The sequence below is a fragment of the Curvibacter soli genome (genome assembly GCF_029211125.1).
GTDB classification, from domain to species: Bacteria; Pseudomonadota; Gammaproteobacteria; order Burkholderiales; family Burkholderiaceae_C; genus Curvibacter_A; species Curvibacter_A soli.
Genome location: NZ_JARGEN010000049.1, coordinates 1 through 19,032, shown reverse-complemented (window position 1 = coordinate 19,032; position 19,032 = coordinate 1). Strand labels below are relative to the sequence as shown.

Genomic DNA, 19,032 nt, shown 5'->3' with positions numbered 1-19,032 from the left:
TGCGGGCCGTGCGCGCTGCCAGGAATTGCACAGGGGGCACTGCCGGTAGAGCGCCCGTTTCCCATAAGCTCGGGGGAATGCTTCACCCCGTTCATTCGACCAAGACAGGTCACGCGCTCCCCGCCAGCCTCACGCCCGAGATGCGCGGCGTGATCGACCGCATGGCGCGCGCCCACCGGCCGCCGCTGCACAGCCTGCCGCCCGCCGAGGCGCGCGCCGCCTACGCAAAAGGCGCGGGCGTGCTGGAACTGCCCGCCGCCGCGCTGCCGCGCGTGGAAGATTTCTCCATCCCCGCGCGCGACGGCTTCGCGCTGCCCGCGCGGCTCTACGCGCCCACCGCCGAGGCCGGCCTGCCGCTGCTGCTGTACCTGCACGGCGGCGGCTTCACCATCGGCAGCATCGCCACGCACGACGTGCTGTGCCGCGAACTGGCCCGGCTGGCGGGCTGCATGGTGGTGTCGCTGGACTACCGGCTGGCGCCCGAATACAAGTTCCCCACCGCGAGCGACGACGCCTGGGACGCGCTGGCCTGGCTGGCCGCGCACGCCGCCGCGCTCGGCGCCGACCGGGCGCGCTTGGCCGTGGGCGGCGACAGCGCGGGCGGCACGCTGGCGGCGGTGTGCGCCATCCTGGCCCGCGACGCCAGCGTGCCGCTGGCGCTGCAACTGCTGATCTACCCCGGCACCACGGCGCACCAGGACACGCCCTCGCACCGGCGCTACGCCCACGGGCTGGTGCTGGAAGAGGTGGCCATCACCTGGTTCTTCAGCCAATACGTGCGCACCCAGGCCGACCGCGACGACTGGTGTTTTGCGCCCCTCAATGCGCCCGACGTGGACGGCGTGGCCCCGGCGTGGGTGGGCCTGGCCGAATGCGACCCGCTGGTGGACGAGGGCGTGCAGTACGCCGACAAGCTGCGCGCCGCCGGCGTGGCGGTGGATCTGGAGATCTACCGCGGCGTGACGCATGAATTCATCAAGATGGGCCGCGCCCTTCCCGAAGCGCGCCAGGCCCAGCACGACGCCGCACGCGCCCTGCGCAACGCCTTTTCTCCCGTTGAGTGATTTGCAGATGACAGCCACACTACATATACATATACATACAGGCACCTGGGCCGAACTCGGCCAGGCCGCTGCGCAGGTGCGCACCGAAGTTTTCGTACACGAACAAGGCATACCTGCCGCCGAGGAATGGGACGCCGACGACGCCAGCGCGGTGCACGCCGTGGTCTTGGGCCCGTCAGGCCAGCCGCTGGCCACCGGGCGGCTGCTGCACCACGCGCCGGGCGTGGCCCGCATCGGCCGGATGGCGGTCTGCCGCCCGGCGCGTGGCGGCAAACTGGGGCGCATGGTGCTCGAAGCACTGCTGGAACGCGCCCGCCAGCGCGGTGACCACGAGGCCATCCTGCATGCGCAGCGCCATGCCGAAGGTTTCTATGCCCGCGCGGGGTTCGCGCCTTATGGGGAGCCGTTTGACGAAGCGGGCATTGTGCATATCGCCATGCGGCGGGTGTTGTAGCGCTTTCAGCTTTCAGATAGTCCAGTCTTCCAGTCTTCCAGTGCCAGGCCGGGCACTTGGGCGAACGCCTGGTCGTTGCTGACCAGAACGGCGCCCAAAGCCAGCGCATGCGCGGCAATCAGCAAATCCAGCGCTGCCAGCATGCGGCCCTGGCGCTCCAGGCTGGCGCGCAGAGCCCCGTAGCGCGCCGCTGTGGCGCTATCCCACGGTATGGCGTCCACGCGGCGCAGGAACTCATGCACGGCAGCGTGCAGGTGCTGTGCCTGCGGCCGTTTCGCCAGCCCGAACAACAACTCTGCTTCGGTCACGGCCGAGATAGCCAGGTTGGCCATCGGGGTCGCGACCACGCGGCGCAGCACGGCGGGGTGTTGCCGGATCAGGAGGCTTACCGTGTTGGTGTCGAGCAGGTAGCGGGTCATTCAACCTGGAAACGGCAGTTGGATGCGCCTGCCAGTGCCGTGATCGGGGTGCCAGGCAAGACGCGACGACGCGGCGGGCTTGATGTTGATGCCCGCAAGGAGGAGCAACGCCGCATGGCGCCTCGAGCGCGGTGCTGGCAGGCGCATGGCGCTCTCACCCACGAGGTGAACCCCATCGGCGCCGTCAACGCTCGATTGCATGCGGCCTGGCAAGGGATACGAAGCGGTCAACTGCTGTTCCCAGGTTCAACCCAGCCGTCGAAAGGGTCGCGGTTTTGCGGGTTTTGGCTGCGTTCCCGTGGGCCCAGGAAGTCGGCGGGCACCTCGGCGCCTTGGAGCGCGGCCAGAAAACCATCCCAGTCGGGCGGTTTGCGCGAGAGGATGACGTCGCCGGTGACGCTGTCCTGGCGGATGAATACCTCGCTGGCGTCGAAGCGGTAGGCGGCAGGCAGCCGCACCGCCTGGCTGCGGCCATTGGTGAAAAGCTTGGCGACTTGGGTCATGGCATGTCCCTTTTGGGCTGGTATATACCAAAGTATATGCCAAATGACGGAGCATTTCAACCTAGTGCGAAGAAGGCCTGTCTCCGACAGGCCTGCGCCCTGCAAGGGAGGCGACGCGGCGGGCTTGCTGCCTGCAAGGAGGAGCAAAGCCGCATGGCGCGCCGAGCGCGGTGCTGGCAGGTGCATCAACTGCCGTTTCTAGTGCAGTGTTCGATGCTTGGCGGCACCAATAAAAGCGATGCGTTTTGGCGCAGGGCAAGGCGCAAACCACAGCGATAGCCGTAGCTATCGCGAGGATTTGCAACGCCGCCATGCGTCAAAAGGCGCGGTTTTATGTGCTGCTTAGCGTTGAACACTGCACTAGGTTCAACCCACCAGCGCGGTAGCACACAAACGCTATTGTTTTAAGAGCATTAACCGCTTGAGTAGCGCGCGCTTGCGGCCAATTTTCCCACCATCGCAAGCTCCAGCAACGCCCGCAGCACGGGGGAGTTGTTGCCTTGCGCATGGGTCACGGCGATGCTCATCGACAACCCGGCAGACGCGGGTGCCAGCGCCCGGAACACCACGCCCTGGCGACGCGCCTCTTGCGCAGCGACGCGGGGATGAGCGCCAGGCCCTGGCCCTCGGCGATCAACCCGAGCAGGATGTGGTGGTAGAGGTCATCATGCAGATGGCTATCTACGCGGGCTATCCCGCCGCACTCAACGGTTTGTCTGCGGCCAAGGAAGTGTTCGCGCAGCGAGTGGCGGCGATGTGAATATCTGATTGCTATTCTTTTGATAGCCACAAGTGCTTGATTTGAAGGCGCCAAAGCCCGATTTGGCACTGAATCTACGCGGCTCAGACCTCGGCCAGCAGCGCATAAGGCAGCGGCTCGAGTGCCAGCAGCGGGCCTTGCGGCGCGCTGGCGTGCAGGCTGCCCGATGCGGTGGCGACGATCTGGATCGAGATCAGCGCATCAAAGCCGCCAGCGGGCGCGGCGGCGGCCTGCACCACGGTGCCGCAGGGCTGGCTGGCATCGCCTGAATGAAAGACCTCGGCCCCGGCGGCCAGTGGTGCGTCGGCATGGGCCAGGTAGGTGCGGCGCTTGAGCGTGCCGCGGTACTGGCTGCGCGCCACCACTTCCTGCCCCGGATAGCAGCCTTTCTTGAAGTTCACGCCACCCACCGATTCGTAATTGAGCATCTGCGGCACGAAGGCATCCACCACGGGTGCGCTCAACAGGGCCACGCCGCTGCGCACGGCGCCCCATTGCCACAGCGCCTCGCTCAGCGACTCGCCCGCGGGCGGCGGCGTATCCGCCGGCGCCAGCCACAGCGCGCGCGGCTGGCCGTCCGCCGGGTAGAGGTGCACGATGCTGGCCGCCCCCGCGTCGGTCTGGTGCCACGGCGGCTGCACGCCGCCGGCCACGGCCTGCACGGCGCTGCCCGCCAGGCCGCGCAGCGCGAAGGCTTCGCTGGCATCGGTCAGCTTGACCTTGGCGCGCAGCACGAACATCTGCAAGCGCTTGAGCGTGGGGGCCAGCAGGTCGCGGCTGCAGACGAGCAGGATGTCGCCGGGCGCACGCGCCACCGCGACGAAGCTCGCCTGCATGCGGCCCTTGGCCGACAGGAACGCCGCCAGGCGCGCCTCGTTGGGCTGGCGCAGCAGGAAATCCTGCGTGAGCTGGCCGTGGAGGAATTGGGCGGCTTCCTCGCCCTCGGCGCGGATGATGCCGAGGCGCGGCAGGGGGGTGATGCCATGGAGGAGGGAATGCATGCCTGAATTATCATGCCCGCTCCAAATACTGTGGGGTTCTGAGGTTTGCGGCGATTCTTCGCATACATCGTGGTGCTGGCATGCGTGCTGGGCGGCGGCGCCTGGTGGTGGCTGAACGCGCCGCTCGACACCGCTCAGCCCAGCGTGGATTTGTCCATCGACCCAGGCACTTCGCCGCGCGGCGTGGCGCGCGCCGTGGCCGATGCCGGGGTTCGCGTGGACCCGCGCGTGCTGTTCCTGTGGTTTCGCTTCTCGGGCCGCGACCGGCAGATCAAGGCCGGCAGCTACGAACTGGCGCGCGGCATCACCCCGCGCGCGCTGCTCGACAAGCTGGCGCGCGGCGAGGAGGCGCTGCGCGCCGTGACGCTGGTGGAGGGCTGGAACATCCGCCAGGTGCGCGAGGCGCTGGCCCGCGCCGACCAGTTGAAGGCCGATACGCAGGGGCTGGACGACGCGGCCTTCATGGCGCGGCTGGGCCGCCCCGGCATGCACCCGGAAGGGCGGTTCTTTCCCGACACCTATACCTACGCCAAGGGGTCGAGCGACGTGGCCGTGCTGCAGCGCGCGCTGCGCGCCATGGACCGCCGCCTCGAAGCCGCCTGGGCGCAGCGCAGCGGCGACACGCCGCTGAAATCGCCCGACGAGGCGCTCATCCTCGCCAGCATCGTCGAGAAGGAGACCGGCGTGGCCGGCGACCGTCCGCTGGTGGCCGGCGTGTTCGCCAACCGCCTGCGCATCGGCATGCCGCTGCAGACCGACCCCGCCGTGATCTACGGCCTGGGCGACAGGTTCGACGGCAACCTGCGCAAGAAGGACCTGCAGACCGATACGCCCTGGAACACCTACACCCGCGCCGGCCTGCCGCCCACGCCGATCGCCATGCCCGGCAAGGCGGCATTGCTGGCCGCCGTGCAGCCCGATGCGACCAAGGCGCTGTACTTTGTGGCGCGCGGCGACGGCAGCAGCCATTTCAGCGCCACGCTCGATGAGCACAACCGCGCGGTCAACCAGTACCAGCGCGCTCCGGCGCAGGGAAGCAGCAAATGAACGCCGGGGCGGGAATCTTCATCTCGTTGGAGGGCATCGACGGCGCGGGCAAGTCCACGCACATCGAGGCGCTGGCCGAAGCCCTGCGCGCACAGGGCAGGGTGGTGGTGCTCACGCGCGAGCCCGGCGGCACGGCGCTGGCCGAATCGCTGCGTGAACTGGTGCTGCACCAGCCCATGGACGCGCTGACCGAGGCGCTGCTCATCTTCGCCGCCCGCCGGGACCACGTGCAACAGGTGATCGCCCCCGCGCTCGCGCGCGGCGACGTGGTGCTGTGCGATCGCTTCACCGACGCCACCTTCGCCTACCAGGGCGCGGGGCGCGGCTTCGATGCAGCCGTGCTCGGCACGCTGGAGCAATGGGTGCAACGGCAGGGCGAGGGCGCGCCGCTGCTGCAGCCGGACATGACCCTGTGGTTCGACCTGCCGCCTGCGCTGGCGGCGCAGCGCCTGGCCGGTGCGCGCGTGCCCGACCGCTTCGAGACACAGCCCGAAGAGTTCTTCCGCCGCGTGGCCGCCGGCTATGCGCAGCGCGCCGCGGCCAGCGCGGGCCGCTTCGTGCGCATCGACGCCGCGCTTGCGCGCGATGCGGTGTGGGCGCTGGTCCATGCGGCGGTCGTGCGGCGCGGCTGGCTGCAGGCGTGCGCACCATGAGCGGGGTGGATACGCCGATGGCGGCGCTTGCGCCCTGGCTGCAGCGGCAAAGCGCCGCGCTGCTGGCCCAGCGCGGCCATGCGTGGCTGCTGCAAGGCCCGTCGGGCCTGGGCCAGTACGACCTGGCGCTGGCGCTGGTGCGCGCCTGGCTGTGCGAGGCATCCACGCCGCAGGGCGCCTGCGCCGATTGCGCGAGCTGCCACGCCATCGACGTGCGCACGCATGCCGACCTGTGCGTGCTCATGCCCGAAACCGACATGATCGCGCTGGGCTGGCCGCTGTCGGAAAAAGCCCAGACCGAGATCGACGACAAGAAGCGCAAGCCCAGCCGCGAAATCCGCGTGGAGGCCATGCGCGATGCGGTCGAGTTCACCCAGCGCACCTCCGCGCGCGGGCGCGGCAAGGCGCTGCTGGTCTACCCCGCCGAGCGCATGAACCACGTGACCGCCAACGCTCTGCTGAAAACATTGGAAGAGCCGCCGGGCGACACGCGCTTCGTACTGGCCAGCGAGGCCGCGCACCTGCTGCTGCCCACCATCCGCAGCCGCTGCCTGGGCCACACCATGGTCTGGCCGGAACTGGACGCCATGCGCGGCTGGCTGGCGGAGCAGGGCGTGGCGCCGGCGCAGGCCGAGGCGCTGCTGCGCGCGGCGGGCGGGCGGCCCGGCGACGCGCTGGCCCTTGCGCGCGGCGGGCTCACGCCCGAACGCTGGGCCAGCCTGCCACGGGCCCTGGCGCGCGGCGACGTGGCCGCGCTGTCCGACGCCTCTCCCGCCGATGCGGTCGCCGTGCTGCAAAAGCTCTGCCACGACATGCTCGCCGCCGCGGTGGGCGCGCAGCCGCGCTATTTCAGCGCATCCGACCTGCCCAAGCCACCCCGACTGGGCCGGCTGACCCGCTGGGCACGCGAACTCGCGCGCACCGCGCGCACCGCCGAGCATCCGTTCAATGCGGGCCTGATGCTCGAAATGCTTGTGAGCCAGGCGCGAAACGTCCTAAACTCCAGAGCCTAGCAGCCAGACATTCCCCTACACGCCCATGAGCAATTCGCCCTCTGCGCCCCGCCCCAGCGTCGTGCAACTTGCCATCAAGGAAAAGGCGGCGCTCTATGCGGCGTATATCCCGCTGTTTGCGGAAGGCGGGCTGTTCATTCCCACCACGCGCGAATACAAGCTGGGCGATGACGTGTACGTGCTGCTGGCGCTGCCAGAGGATACGCAGCGCCACCCCGTGACCGGGCGCGTGGCCTGGGTCACGCCGGCGCGCGCCGCCGGCAACCGCACGCAGGGTGTGGGCATCCAGTTTCCAAAGGACGAGAAGTCGCGCCAGCTCAAGGCCAGGATCGAAGAGATTCTCGGCAGTTCGCTCGCCTCCGACCGCGCCACCCAGACGATCTGACCGCCAGCGCCCGGCCGGCGCGGCGGTTTGGTCCATATTGCCCGGCATGTTTACCGATTCCCACTGTCACCTGACCTATCCTGAACTGGCCCGGCACCTGCCCGAAGTGCGCGCCGCCATGGCGCAGGCCGGCGTTACCCGGGCGCTGTGCATCTGCACCACGCTGGAAGAATTCGCGGACGTGCATGCGCTGGCATTGGAGTACGACAACTTCTGGGCCACCGTGGGCGTGCATCCCGACAACGAAGGCGTGCAGGAGCCCACGCTGGCAGGCCTGCTGGAGCGCGCGGCGCTGCCGCGCGTGGTGGGCATTGGCGAAACCGGGCTCGATTACTACCAGATGGACGAGCGCAAGGGCGGGCGCAGCGTGGCCGATATGGAGTGGCAGCGGGAGCGTTTTCGCATCCACATCCGTGCCGCGCGGAAATGCGGCAAGCCCCTGGTGATCCACACACGCAACGCATCGGACGACACCCTCGCAATCCTGCGGGAAGAGGGCGAGGACGGCTCCGCGGGCGCGGCGGGCGGCGTGTTCCATTGCTTTACCGAAACTGCGCAGGTGGCGCGCGCCGCGCTCGACCGGGGCTTCTACATCTCGTTTTCGGGGATCCTGACCTTCAAGAGCGCGCAGTATCTGCGCGAAGTGGCGGCATTTGTACCCCTGGAGCGCATGCTGATCGAGACCGACAGCCCGTACTTGGCACCCGTGCCGTACCGGGGCAAGACCAACAGCCCGTCCTACGTGCCCTTCGTGGCCCGCCAGATCGCGGAACTCCGGCAGATGCGCGCCGAAGAAGTGGGCGAAGCCACGAGCCGCAACTTCGACGCCCTGTTCAAGGTGCAATGACGATGGGTAACGACTCCATGCGCCGCCGGAGCCTGCTGGGCTGTTTCATCGCGGTGGTCGTGCCGTCGGCATCCGCCGGCTCCTACGAGGATTTCTTCGAAGCTGCCATTCGCAACGACGGACGGACCATCGCGCGCCTGCTGGAGCGCGGCTTCGATCCCAACACGCTCGATCCCAAGGGCCAGACTGCATTGATCATCGCCGTGCGCGAGCCGTCGCCGGATGTCATTGACGCCTTGCTGCAGTCGCCCAAGACCCGGGTTGAGCAGCGCAATACCAAGGATGAAAGCCCGCTGATGATTGCCGCAATCAAGGGCAACCTGGCGCTCGTCAAGACCCTGATCGCGCGCGATGCCGACGTGAACAAGCCCGGCTGGACGCCGCTGCACTATGCGGTGACGGGTAATCCGCCGGATCAGCTTGCGATCATGCGCGTGCTGCTGGACAGCAGCGCCTACATCGACGCCGCATCGCCCAATGGCACCACACCGCTGATGATGGCTGCGTACTACGGATCGGAGGATGCGGTGCAGTTGCTGCTGGATGAAGGAGCCGATCCGCGCCTGAAAAATCAACAGGGACTGACCGCGCTGGACTTCGCCAGCCGGTCGCAGAGGAAATCCGTCGTCGACAGAATCACGGTTGCCATACAGCGGATGCAGCCGAATCGAGGGAAATGGTAGTCAAATCCACAAATTTGCACCGGCCCTCCCAGGTTGCGAGGAAGCACCGGGCACGATGTTGCAATAGATAGCGTCTATCAAAACATCGCTGAGCAAGCCCAGGTCGCGGCCTTTTCCAGCGCGTCTTAATAGGTTTTGGCTAAAAGAAAGCCGCCCGATGGCGGCTGCGATGTTGACGCTGACAAGGTCAGTGCATGAGCTTGAGTAGAGCGGCAGTGATGCCACCAACAGCAATGATGGTGCCGACAAAGCATTTGACCATTTCAGCCTTCATGTCAGCGATCTGAGTCCGAGTGTCCGCGACCTCGCGGCGAGCACCTTCGATATTGCCCCTGGCGGCAAGCTGGGCCGCATGAAGGCTGTAACGCTCATCGATTTCACGCTTGACGGATGCAGCAGCAGCGCGGGCTTTGTCCGCAGGGACATTGACGGCGGTGAGCGCCTCAAAAATTTCAAGTTCCATGGTGCGGTCCTACTCTGTTCACTTCTTGGACGCAGTCTTCTTGGCCGGAAAGGATATTCGCTGCTTTGGGGCCTTGTCTGCCTCCAGGTCAGGAAAGCGGCCAGGCGCACGATGCGCTGGGCCTGAAAGCTCATGGGAAGGAAGACGGAAAACTTTTGCCAGCGACTGGCGCGGTGAGCGCTTTCGCTGGCGGCGTGGCACTGGCGATCTATTTGGCGACCCGTGAGAGTGTGTCCTACTTGATACAATGTATATTATGTTAAATTACGTTCTCGGTATGGCATAAGCTGCAACGGTTCTCCCGGCCTGAGTGGCTGCTGGCGTGCGGGATGGACACGGTGGCGTTGGAATCCACTGGCGTGTACTGGAAGGATGCTGGTGTTCGAGGTGCTGGAGTATCATCCGCACCATCGTTGCCGGCGCGCGCACCCCCAAGGTACCGGCCCGCCATCGCCACAGCCGCGTCAAGGCCAGCGAGCAAGACATCGCCAGGGCGTTGACGGGCAACTGACGTGACGAACACCTGTTCGTGCTGCGCCATCCGAGCATCACCTTGCACTTCACGCTCACCAGCGCAAGCTGGCTCGAAATCTGGTTGGGCATCTTCCAGCGCAAGACGCTGATGAACAATGCAAGCTTCTCAAGCGCCGGGCAACTCACCCAAGCCATCCATGATTTCACCGCTGCATACAACGACAAGACTGCCCACTTCGTGTGGCGCAAGCGCGAGGTTCGCGGAACCCAGCTTAAAAACTATCGCTAATTTACGCAATTCAACACTAGGGGTGTTGCGGCCACCTTCCGGCCGCGACTGAGAGAGTCCCTTTGAACCTGATTGGGGTAATCCCCGCGCAGGGAACCGATACCGGCAGCAGGACCTCGTACCCCTCTGCCCTATCGGACTCCGCGCGCGCCCCGCACTTGGAGCACCGGCCGCATGGCGAATCCTTCTTCTTCCCTCCCCGTCGTCAACGAAGCCCTGGCCCCGGTGGCCCAGGCCGGGCGCGTGTTCGGCTGGCCGGCGCACGCCGCGCTGTGGTTCAGCCTCGGCGTGGGGCTGCTGGTGATGCAGGTCGGCGCCTACCTGGTGCCCGCCGTGGGCACGCGCGACGCGCTGCTCGCCATCGTGCTCGGCTCGGCCATCGGCGCGGGGCTACTGGCCTGCACGGCGCGGTTGGGCTGCGCCACGGGGCTGTCGAGCGCCGGGCTCATGCACGCGGCCTATGGCGGCGCGTTCGCGCGGCTGCCGGTGCTGCTCAACATCGTGCAGTTGGTCGGCTGGACCACGTTCGAATTGGTGGTGATGCGCGACGGCACGGCGGCCATCGCCCGCAGCGCATTCGGGGTGGACGGGGGCATTGCCGGAGCGCTCCTGTTCACCGGGCTGTGGGGCGTGGTACTGGCCTTGCTGCTCGCGGGCTCGATGCTCACGCTGGTGCGCCGGTTCGTGGGCCGCTTCGGGCTGCCGCTGGTGGTGCTGTCGCTGCTGTGGCTGTCGTGGCAGTTCGCGCAGCGGCTGGCGGACCAGGGCCTGGCGGCGTTCTGGCAGCGCGCAGGCGCCGGCAGCATGGGCATGCTGTCGGCGCTGGATCTGGTGATCGCCATGCCGGTGTCGTGGCTGCCGCTGGTGGCCGACTACGCGCGCCACGGCAAAAGCGGGCGCGGCGCGCTCGGCGGTACCTGGGCGGGCTACTTCGTGGCCAACGTCTGGTGCTACGGGCTGGGGGTGGTGGTGGCGAGCGTGTCCGAGCCCGGCGCCGACCTCGTGGCCGCGCTGCTGCTGGCGCAGGGCGGGCTGGCGGCGCTGGGGCTGATACTGATCGACGAACTCGACAATGCCTACGGCGACGTGTATTCGGGTGCCGTCAGCACCCACAGCCTGCTGCCGCGCTGGAGCATCCGCCGCTGGGGGCTGGCACTGGCCGTGGCCTGCACGCTACTGGCGCTGGTGCTGCCGATGCACAGCCTGGAGCCGTTCCTGCTGATGCTGAGCTCGGTCTTCGTGCCGCTGTACGGCGTGATCCTGGGCCGGCTGGCCTGGGGCGGGCGCGCCAGCCTGCAGGCGGTCGACAGCGTGCCGGCGGCGCTGTGGATCGCCGGTATCGCGCTCTACCACGCCATGGCGCAGTGGGCCCCGCAATGGGGCAGCGCGCTGCCCACGCTGGCGGTCACCTTCGTGCTGGCACGGCTTACGCGCCAGCACGCACGCTGAATCCCTGCCGGAGCATACGGCATCCGATCCACAGTCATTGCCTACAATGCAATCATCCTGGAAACAGCAGTTGACCGCTTCGTATCCCTTGCCAGGCCGCGTCAAATCGAGCGTTGCTGGCTTCGATGGGGTTCGCCTCGTGGGTGAGAGCGCCATGCACCTGCCCGCACCGCGCTCGGGGCGCCATGCGGCGTTGCTCCTCCTTGCGGGCAGTAGCCCGCCGCGTCGTCGCGTCTTGCTTGGCACCCCGATCACGGCACCGGCAGGCGCATCCAACTGCCGTTTCCAGGATCAACGCATCACCCCACCGGCAGCACCTTCTGCGCCAGCGGCGCGAAGCCGTGGTTGAGCGGCCCCGCGCCCTGCCCCGTGCGCACCGCCGCGCCTGCGGCGATGGCGCCGAGGATGTAGGCGCGCCCACGCTCCACCGCTTCGCGCAGCGGCAGCCCCAGCGCCAGATGCGCGGCGATGGCCGACGACAGGGTGCAGCCCGTGCCGTGCCCATTGGACGTGGCGATGCGCGGCGATTGCAGCGCGTGCCGGGTGCCGTCGCGCAGGGCCAGCAGGTCGGTCACGGTCTGCCCCGGCAGGTGCCCACCCTTGACCAGCACGGCGGGCGCGCCGAGCGCGAGCAGGCCGCCGGCCACGGCGCCGAGTTCGTCCGCGCTGGCAATCGCCCCCACGGGCCGGCCCAGCAGCAGCGCGGCTTCGTCGAGGTTGGGCGTGATGACCGCCACGTGCGGGAACAGTTCGCGCACCAGCACGTCCACGGTTTCCTCGGCGATCAGGCGGTCGCCGCTGGTGGCGACCATCACCGGGTCGAGCACCACGCGGTCGAGCCGGTGGCGCGCGATAGCGTCGGCCACCACGCGCACCACCTCGGGCGCGTGCAGCATGCCGATCTTGACCGCGTCGGCACCGATGTCTTCGAGCACCGCGTCGATCTGCGCCAGCAGGATGTCCGGCGGCACGCCGTGGATGGCGCGCACGCCCTGGGTGTTTTGCGCCGTGATGGCGGTGATGGCCGTCATGCCGTAGCAGCCCAGCGCGGCGAAGGTCTTGAGGTCGGCCTGGATGCCCGCGCCGCCACCCGAGTCGGAGCCGGCGATGGAGAGCACGCGCACATAGCGGCCCGGCGGCTGGCCTTGCGCCGCCGCAAATACTGTCGAATCGGTCATGGCGAAAATTATGAGCCCTGCCGGCACATGGGGGGCACGATCAGGTTTATGAATAAAAAACGGCTCCAGCGCTTATTTCACCTGCGGTAGGAGCTATCAATAAAATAGCATACGATGGCATCCCCCTCTTCCTCCTTCACCATCCTTGGCGCTGGCCTGATGGGCCGGCTGCTGGCCGTGTCGCTGGCGCAGGCGGGCCATGCGGTGGAAATCTTCGACGCCCATGGCCCCGAGGCCGACGGCGCCGCCGCGCGCGTGGCCGCCGCCATGCTGGCACCGCTGGCCGAGTCGGCCGTGACCGAGCCGAGCGTGGTGCGCATGGGCCATTACGCGCTGGCACGCTGGCCGCAGATCATCGCCGGGCTGGAGCAGCACGTGTTCTTCCAGCAGAACGGCACGCTGGTGCTATGGCACCGGCAAGACGCCGCCGAGGCCGCGCGCTTCGCCGGCGTGCTGGCGCACACGCGCCAGGCCGTGCCCGAGCTGCCCGCGCCGCGTCCGCTGGACGCGCCCGCGCTGGCCCAGGCCGAGCCCACGGTGGCGGGCCGCTTCGCGCAGGGGCTGTACCTGCCGGGCGAGGGACAGCTCGACAACCGCCAGTTGCTGGCCGCGCTGCTGGCTGCGATGGAGCGCCTGGGCGTGCGCATGCACTGGCACAGCCCGCGCGCGCTGGGCGCCCCCTGCGACCAGGGCCGCTGGCTGATCGACAGCCGCGGCCTGGGCGCGCGGCCCGAATGGGGCGCGCTGCGCGGCATCCGCGGCGAGGTGGTGCGCGTGCACGCGCCCGACGTGGCGCTGGCGCGGCCCACGCGGCTGGTGCATCCGCGCTACCCGATCTACATCGCGCCGAAGGAAGACCACCTGTTCGTCGTCGGCGCGACCGAGATCGAATCCGACGACATGTCGCCCGCCAGCGTGCGCTCGGCACTGGAGTTGCTGAGCGCGCTGTACGCCGTGCACCCGGGCTTCGCCGAGGCGCGCATCCTGGAGATCGCCACCCAGTGCCGCCCCACGCTGCCCGACAACCTGCCCGCCATCCGCCGGCTGGGGCCGCGCACGCTGCAGGTCAACGGCCTGTACCGGCACGGCTACATGGTCTCGCCCGCCGTGCTGGACGCCACGCTGGAGCTGATCGCCACGGGCGCGTCGCCGCTGGCCGAACGGCTGGCGCTGCGCGTCGAGGCGGGCGCGGGACAATAGCAGCCATGCAAGTCACGATCAACCAGGCCACCCACGACCTGCCCGCAGGCGCCAGCGTGGCCGACGCCATCGCCCGCATCGGCGCCAAGCCGCCGCTGGCCGTGGCCGTCAACACAGCCTTCGTTCCCCACACGCGCTATGCCCTGCATGCCCTGCAGGAAGGCGACCGCGTGGAAATCATCGCGCCCGTCACGGGCGGCTGAAGTTCTCTCCCATGGAATCACCCACTTCCAGTCCGCTGGCCGATCCACTGGTTTTGTACGGCCAGGCTTTCGAGAGCCGCCTGCTGCTGGGCACGGCGCGCTACCCCTCGCCCGCCGTGCTGGAGGCTGCCGTGCGGCGCGCGCAGCCGGCCATGCTGACCGCGTCGCTGCGCCGCCAGGGCGCCCATCCGGCGGAAAACGGCGGCGGCTTCTGGGCGCTGCTCAAGCGCTTGGCCGTGCCCGTGCTGCCCAACACCGCCGGCTGCCACAGCGTGCAGGAAGCCGTGACTACCGCCCAGATGGCGCGCGAGCTGTTCGCCACGCCGTGGATCAAGCTGGAGCTGATCGGCGATGACTACACGCTGCAGCCCGACACGCTGAATTTGGTGGAAGCCGCGCGCCTGCTGGTGCGCGAAGGCTTCCAGGTGCTGCCCTATTGCACGGAAGACTTGGTGCTGTGCCAGCGCCTGGTGGACGTGGGCTGCCAGGCCGTCATGCCCTGGGCCGCGCCCATCGGCACCGGGCGCGGCCCCGTCAACCCCTATGCGCTGCGCACGCTGCGCGAGCGGCTGGCCGTGCCCATGCTGATCGACGCGGGCCTGGGCCTGCCTTCTCACGCCTGCCAGGTCATGGAATGGGGGTATGACGGCGTGCTGCTCAACACCGCCGTGGCCCTGTCGCAAGAACCCGTGACCATGGCCGGCGCGTTTGCCAGCGCCGTGGCCGCGGGCCGCGCCGCGTACTTGGCCGGCGCCATGCAGGCGCAAGACAGCGCCCAGCCCAGCACACCCGTGCTGGGCACGCCCTTCTGGCACCACGACCATGGCTGAAGCCCACGATACCGATGCTCTGGCCGCGCGCATCGCGCAGGCCCACGGGACCCGCTTCGCGGGCTTCCCCGCCCAGCCCGCGCCCGCCCCCACGCTCGACGACCCGGTGTACCGCGCCGCGCTGCGCGCCGCGAGCGTATTGGGCTTCATCGCCACTGACGCCGAGACCATCGCCCGCGCCTGGTCTGCGCAGACGGCGCGCACCGGCGCCTTCGACGCCGCCGCCTGGCCCGGCGAGCCCGTGGACTTCGGCTTGCAGCCGCTGCCGCGCGCGCACGCATTCCCCGCCTGTCCGCAGCGCCTGGGCCTGTACGCCGTGCTGCCCAGCGCCGACTGGGTGGGCCGCATGGCGCGCGCGGGCGTGCCCACGGTGCAGTTGCGCTTCAAGTCCGCCGATCCCGCCGCCGTGGCGCGCGAGGTGCGGGCCGCCGTGCAGGCCGTGCGCGGCACCCACGCGCTGCTGTTCATCAACGACCACTGGCAGGCCGCCATCGACGCGGGCGCCTACGGCGTGCACCTGGGCCAGGAGGACCTCGATGGCCTGCCTGGCGGCGCGCTGGACGCGCTGCGCGCCGCCGGCCTGCGCCTGGGGCTCAGCACCCACGGCTACGCCGAGATGCAGCGCGCCGACGCCGTAGGGCCCAGCTACATCGCCATGGGCGCGGTGTTCCCCACCACACTGAAAAAAATGCCCACCGCGCCGCAGGGCATGGCGCGGCTCGCGGCCTATGCGGGGCTGCTGCGCCACTACCCGCGCGTGGCCATCGGCGGCATTGACGCCGCCCGCTTCCAGGACGTGCTGGCCACCGGCGTCGGATCGATCGCCGTGGTGCGTGCCCTGGTGGCCGCTCCCGACCCGGAGCAGGCCGCCCACGAACTTCTGGCGCTGCTTTCGTGTATATAATTTAAGGCTCATTCCTCGATAGCTCAGTCGGTAGAGCGCCGGACTGTTAATCCGTAGGTCCCTGGTTCGAGCCCAGGTCGAGGAGCCAGATTCCCGTGGCCCGCTTTCACACGCGGCGCCGTCACCGACATTCCTCGATAGCTCAGTCGGTAGAGCGCCGGACTGTTAATCCGTAGGTCCCTGGTTCGAGCCCAGGTCGAGGAGCCACCCCCCTGCGCCTCCTGCCGCGCTGAAAGCGGCGCCGCCGTACAAGCGCCGCAGCCTGCAATTTCGGCATGACAATGCAGCATCCGCGTTTTCGCGCACCACATGCCGCATGTCCCTTCCATGGCTTGAACCCGACGACCCGTTTCCCCCGCCTTCACGCGCGTGGGGCGAGCGCGACCCCGCCCCCGGCCTGCTGGCCGCCGGCGCGGCGCTGACGGTCGCGCACCTGCGCAGCGCCTACGCCCAGGGCATCTTCCCATGGTTCAGCCAGGGGCAGCCGATCCTGTGGTGGTCGCCCGATCCGCGCATGGTGCTGTTCACCGATGAATTCCGCCTGCACCGCTCGCTGCGCAAGACGCTGCAGCGCTTTCGCGCCACCCCCGGCTGCGCGGTGCGCGTGGACACGGCATTCGAGCAGGTCATCCGCGCCTGCGCGGGCGCCCCGCGCGACGGCCAGTCGGGCACCTGGATCGTGCCGCAGATGATCGATGCCTACCTGGCCTTCCACGCGGCAGGCCATGCGCACAGCGTCGAGACATGGGTGGATGGCGAACTGGTGGGTGGCCTGTACTGCGTCGGCGTGGGCCGCGCGGTGTTCGGCGAATCGATGTTCGCCCGCGCCACGGATGCGTCGAAGATCGCGCTTGCGGCCCTGGTGTGCCTGTGCCGGCGCGGCGGCGTGCCGCTGATCGACTGCCAGCAGAACACGCGCCACCTGGCGTCGCTGGGCGCGCGCGCGATCGCCCGCGGCGCATTTCTGGACGTGGTACAGGCGCAGCGCGGCCAGCCCGGCCCGGCCTGGACGTTCGATCCCGTATACTGGAATATGCTCCTGGCCCTGAAGGCGGAAACGGTGTGACGCAACTCAACGACCTCCCGATCCAGACGCTGCAGTTCTATGCGACAGCGCCCTACCCCTGCAGCTATCTGCCGCAGCGCCAGGCACGCTCACAGGTGGCGACGCCCAGCCACCTGATCCAGAACGACACCTACACCGACCTCGTGGGGCGCGGGTTCCGGCGCAGTGGCATGTTCACCTATCGCCCCTATTGCGACGGCTGCAGCGCCTGCCAGCCATTGCGCGTGGTGGCGCCCGAATTCCACCCCGACCGCAGCCAGCGCCGCGCTCTGGCGCGGCATGCCGGCCTGCAGGCGCGCGTGCTGCGGCTGTGCTTCGTGCCCGAGCACTACCAGCTCTACCTGCGCTACCAGGCGGGCCGGCATGCGGGCGGCGGCATGGACCACGACAGCATCGACCAGTACACGCAGTTCCTGCTGCAAAGCAGGGTCAACTCGCGGCTCGTGGAGTTCCGCGCGCCTGCGGCGGACGGCGGACCGGGCCTGCTCAAGATGGTTTCCATCCTCGACGTGCTGGGCGACGGCCTGTCCGCCGTCTACACGTTCTACGAGCCCGACGATCACACGGCCAGCTATGGCACCTACAACGTACTGTGGCAGATCGAGCAGGCGCGCCAGTTGAATCTGCCGTATGTCTACCTGGGCTACTGGATCGCCGCCAGCGCCAAGATGAACTACAAGGCCCGTTTCAGCCCCCACGAGGTTCTGGCCGGCGGCCGATGGGTACGCGGCTCCTATTTCACAACATAAAATAGAGCGCCCCTGAAAGCGCAGTAAATGAGAAAAATCGACAGCAGCATTCCCGCCACGCCCAGTGTCCAGGTGATCGAGCGCATGTTCTCGCTGATCGATGTGCTGGCTTCGCGTGAGGAAGCAATGTCGCTAAAAGAGATCAGCGAAAAAACCGGCCTGCACCCGTCCACCACGCACCGCATCCTCAACGATCTGACGATCGGCCGCTTCGTCGACCGGCCTGAATCGGGCACCTACCGCCTGGGGATGCGGCTGCTGGAGTTGGGCAACCTCGTCAAGGCCCGATTGAACGTGCGCGACGCCGCGCTGGGGCCAATGCGCGAATTGCACAAGCTGATCCAGCAGCCGGTGAACCTCAGCGTGCGTCAGGGCGACGAGATCGTCTACATCGAGCGGGCCTACAGCGAGCGCTCGGGCATGCAGGTGGTGCGCGCCATCGGCGGCCATGCGCCCTTGCACCTGACATCGACAGGCAAACTGTTCCTGGCCGCCGATGACCCCCAGCGCGTGCGTGCCTATGCCACGCGCACGGGCCTGCCCGGGCACACGCGCAACAGCATCACGCAACTGCCAGGACTCGAACGGGAACTGGCCAAAGCCCGCCAGTACGGCATCGCCCGCGACAACGAGGAACTGGAACTCGGCGTGCGCTGCATGGCCGCCGGCATCCACGATGACCAAGGCAGGCTGATCGCGGGGCTGTCCATCTCCGCGCCCGCCGACCGGCTCGACGAAGGCTGGCTCTCGAAGCTTCAGGACACGGCGCGGCAGATCTCCGAGTCGCTGGGGCATCGCCCCACGTAGCGCGTGACTACTGCGCTACAGCGGCGGCAAACAGGCGCTCGCAGTCCTCGCGGCCAAAATCCTCCGCCACCGGCGCCGTCATCCGTGCTGCCTGCGCCTCGGGGTCGGCCAGAACCAGGAACAGGTCGCGCACGATGTGGCTCACGAGTGTTGGCGCCGATTCAACCCAAGCCGGCAGAGCCGGAACCAAACAGGGAATACGATAGCCGCCGACCCAATTGCGGAGTGATCCTAAATCCGGCAGTTGACCCAACCGAAAAACTGAAGAAACCCAATATCCATGCGGGTTTCCAAAGACTTCGCGTGACTGCAGAGCAGTTCCAAATGGGTGAGTCTGGAAAGCATGGAAACTCAATGCGTGACAGGCACTTGCTCGAATTTTGGGGATTCAACTGCCGGAAATAGGGTGATCGACCATGGCTGCGACGGGATTGACTGAGCGCTACGCCCCCAACCTGCACGGCGTGTTGTCGTGCTACGACCGGATCATCGTCACGGGCACATTGCCCGGCGCGTGCTACGCGGGCAATCCACCGAAGTTAAGCCATGTCACCCCTTGTAAGCCATGCTCGGATGAGGTTTTACATGATT

Annotated in this window: 23 protein-coding genes, 2 tRNA genes, 1 pseudogene and 1 riboswitch; of the genes and pseudogenes, 19 read left to right on the top strand and 7 right to left on the bottom strand. The window is 68.2% G+C overall.

The annotated features are described in order from the left end of the window. Positions 1 to 77: 77 nt before the first annotated feature. Together PY257_RS10935 and PY257_RS10930 are read left to right on the top strand one after the other, a co-directional pair. Complete coding sequence (locus tag PY257_RS10935; RefSeq protein ID WP_275741676.1) at positions 78 to 1,064, top strand: alpha/beta hydrolase; 987 nt, start codon at positions 78 to 80, stop codon at positions 1,062 to 1,064. 7 nt (positions 1,065 to 1,071) lie between these two features. Next, a complete protein-coding gene (locus PY257_RS10930; RefSeq protein ID WP_345799243.1) occupies positions 1,072 to 1,518 on the top strand; it encodes a GNAT family N-acetyltransferase in 447 nt (148 codons plus the stop codon). Between the two features lie 5 nt (positions 1,519 to 1,523). Here the strand turns inward: PY257_RS10930 and PY257_RS10925 are convergent, their stop codons facing one another. The 4 genes from PY257_RS10925 to ygfZ all read right to left on the bottom strand — a co-directional run bounded on the left by PY257_RS10925 (position 1,524) and on the right by ygfZ (position 4,201). Then, positions 1,524 to 1,937, bottom strand: coding sequence for a type II toxin-antitoxin system VapC family toxin (locus PY257_RS10925; protein ID WP_275741674.1), 414 nt, complete (start codon positions 1,935 to 1,937; stop codon positions 1,524 to 1,526). Beyond that, positions 1,938 to 2,138: a hypothetical protein gene (locus PY257_RS10920; protein WP_275741672.1), complete on the bottom strand. Its 201-nt coding sequence runs from the start codon at positions 2,136 to 2,138 to the stop codon at positions 1,938 to 1,940. A 26-nt stretch (positions 2,139 to 2,164) separates the two neighbouring features. After that, positions 2,165 to 2,440: an antitoxin gene (locus tag PY257_RS10915; RefSeq protein WP_275741670.1), complete on the bottom strand. Its 276-nt coding sequence runs from the start codon at positions 2,438 to 2,440 to the stop codon at positions 2,165 to 2,167. Positions 2,441 to 3,283: 843 nt separating this feature from the next. Beyond that, complete coding sequence (ygfZ, locus tag PY257_RS10905) at positions 3,284 to 4,201, bottom strand: CAF17-like 4Fe-4S cluster assembly/insertion protein YgfZ (RefSeq protein WP_275741668.1); 918 nt, start codon at positions 4,199 to 4,201, stop codon at positions 3,284 to 3,286. A gap of 45 nt (positions 4,202 to 4,246) precedes the next feature. Between ygfZ and mltG the strand changes: the two genes are divergently transcribed. Genes mltG through PY257_RS10875 form a run of 6 tightly spaced genes read left to right on the top strand, consistent with a single transcriptional unit; the run spans position 4,247 to position 8,829 of the window. Continuing rightward, positions 4,247 to 5,248, top strand: coding sequence for an endolytic transglycosylase MltG (gene mltG / locus PY257_RS10900; RefSeq protein WP_275741666.1), 1,002 nt, complete (start codon positions 4,247 to 4,249; stop codon positions 5,246 to 5,248). Next, positions 5,245 to 5,901 (top strand): dTMP kinase, encoded by a 657-nt coding sequence (gene tmk, locus PY257_RS10895; RefSeq protein ID WP_275741664.1) that lies wholly within the window; start codon positions 5,245 to 5,247, stop codon positions 5,899 to 5,901. Before mltG ends, tmk begins: the two co-directional genes overlap by 4 nt. Then, on the top strand, positions 5,898 to 6,914 hold the full coding sequence (locus PY257_RS10890) for a DNA polymerase III subunit delta' (protein ID WP_275741662.1): 1,017 nt from the start codon (positions 5,898 to 5,900) through the stop codon (positions 6,912 to 6,914). Before tmk ends, PY257_RS10890 begins: the two co-directional genes overlap by 4 nt. Before the next feature lie 25 nt (positions 6,915 to 6,939). Continuing rightward, positions 6,940 to 7,299 (top strand): PilZ domain-containing protein, encoded by a 360-nt coding sequence (locus PY257_RS10885; protein ID WP_275741660.1) that lies wholly within the window; start codon positions 6,940 to 6,942, stop codon positions 7,297 to 7,299. A gap of 46 nt (positions 7,300 to 7,345) precedes the next feature. Further along, on the top strand, positions 7,346 to 8,146 hold the full coding sequence (locus PY257_RS10880) for a TatD family hydrolase (RefSeq protein ID WP_275741659.1): 801 nt from the start codon (positions 7,346 to 7,348) through the stop codon (positions 8,144 to 8,146). Positions 8,147 to 8,148: 2 nt separating this feature from the next. After that, on the top strand, positions 8,149 to 8,829 hold the full coding sequence (locus PY257_RS10875; RefSeq protein ID WP_275741657.1) for an ankyrin repeat domain-containing protein: 681 nt from the start codon (positions 8,149 to 8,151) through the stop codon (positions 8,827 to 8,829). Between the two features lie 187 nt (positions 8,830 to 9,016). Here PY257_RS10875 and PY257_RS10870 read toward each other — a convergent pair whose 3' ends face one another. Next, entirely contained in the window at positions 9,017 to 9,292 is a 276-nt protein-coding gene (locus PY257_RS10870; RefSeq protein ID WP_275741655.1) for a hypothetical protein, read from the bottom strand. Positions 9,293 to 9,830: 538 nt separating this feature from the next. On the opposite strand from PY257_RS10870, the pseudogene PY257_RS10865 reads away from it, so the two are divergent. Continuing rightward, a pseudogene (locus PY257_RS10865) lies at positions 9,831 to 10,107 on the top strand (hypothetical protein); the annotation flags it as partial. Further along, positions 10,064 to 10,167: riboswitch (TPP riboswitch) on the top strand. (Overlaps the previous pseudogene by 44 nt.) Before the next feature lie 62 nt (positions 10,168 to 10,229). Then, positions 10,230 to 11,504 carry a purine-cytosine permease family protein gene (locus tag PY257_RS10860; RefSeq protein WP_275741651.1) on the top strand — a complete coding sequence of 425 codons (1,275 nt, stop codon included), beginning with the start codon at positions 10,230 to 10,232 and terminating at the stop codon, positions 11,502 to 11,504. Between the two features lie 299 nt (positions 11,505 to 11,803). On the opposite strand, the gene thiD is transcribed toward PY257_RS10860, so the two are convergent. After that, positions 11,804 to 12,682: a bifunctional hydroxymethylpyrimidine kinase/phosphomethylpyrimidine kinase gene (thiD, locus tag PY257_RS10855; RefSeq protein ID WP_275741649.1), complete on the bottom strand. Its 879-nt coding sequence runs from the start codon at positions 12,680 to 12,682 to the stop codon at positions 11,804 to 11,806. 114 nt (positions 12,683 to 12,796) lie between these two features. Between thiD and PY257_RS10850 the strand changes: the two genes are divergently transcribed. The 9 genes from PY257_RS10850 (at position 12,797) to PY257_RS10810 (ending at position 18,441) form a co-directional block, all read left to right on the top strand. After that, entirely contained in the window at positions 12,797 to 13,882 is a 1,086-nt protein-coding gene (locus PY257_RS10850) for an FAD-dependent oxidoreductase (protein ID WP_275741647.1), read from the top strand. Positions 13,883 to 13,887: 5 nt separating this feature from the next. Beyond that, complete coding sequence (gene thiS / locus PY257_RS10845; RefSeq protein WP_275741645.1) at positions 13,888 to 14,085, top strand: sulfur carrier protein ThiS; 198 nt, start codon at positions 13,888 to 13,890, stop codon at positions 14,083 to 14,085. An 11-nt stretch (positions 14,086 to 14,096) separates the two neighbouring features. Next, on the top strand, positions 14,097 to 14,915 hold the full coding sequence (locus PY257_RS10840) for a thiazole synthase (RefSeq protein WP_275741643.1): 819 nt from the start codon (positions 14,097 to 14,099) through the stop codon (positions 14,913 to 14,915). Continuing rightward, on the top strand, positions 14,908 to 15,819 hold the full coding sequence (gene thiE, locus PY257_RS10835) for a thiamine phosphate synthase (RefSeq protein ID WP_275741641.1): 912 nt from the start codon (positions 14,908 to 14,910) through the stop codon (positions 15,817 to 15,819). Before PY257_RS10840 ends, thiE begins: the two co-directional genes overlap by 8 nt. Positions 15,820 to 15,831: 12 nt before the next feature. Then, positions 15,832 to 15,907, top strand: a tRNA-Asn gene (locus PY257_RS10830). Between the two features lie 43 nt (positions 15,908 to 15,950). Beyond that, positions 15,951 to 16,026 (top strand) — tRNA-Asn (locus PY257_RS10825). A gap of 109 nt (positions 16,027 to 16,135) precedes the next feature. After that, a complete protein-coding gene (gene aat, locus PY257_RS10820) occupies positions 16,136 to 16,885 on the top strand; it encodes a leucyl/phenylalanyl-tRNA--protein transferase (protein WP_275741639.1) in 750 nt (249 codons plus the stop codon). Then, positions 16,882 to 17,634, top strand: coding sequence for an arginyltransferase (locus PY257_RS10815; RefSeq protein ID WP_275741637.1), 753 nt, complete (start codon positions 16,882 to 16,884; stop codon positions 17,632 to 17,634). The genes aat and PY257_RS10815 overlap by 4 nt, the downstream gene beginning before the upstream one ends. Before the next feature lie 27 nt (positions 17,635 to 17,661). Further along, positions 17,662 to 18,441: an IclR family transcriptional regulator gene (locus PY257_RS10810; RefSeq protein WP_275741635.1), complete on the top strand. Its 780-nt coding sequence runs from the start codon at positions 17,662 to 17,664 to the stop codon at positions 18,439 to 18,441. A gap of 7 nt (positions 18,442 to 18,448) precedes the next feature. On the opposite strand, the gene PY257_RS10805 is transcribed toward PY257_RS10810, so the two are convergent. Next, the gene (locus PY257_RS10805) at positions 18,449 to 18,586 is read right to left on the bottom strand and encodes a hypothetical protein (protein WP_275741633.1); all 138 of its coding nucleotides are present in this window, start codon (positions 18,584 to 18,586) and stop codon (positions 18,449 to 18,451) included. Positions 18,587 to 19,032: the final 446 nt, after the last annotated feature.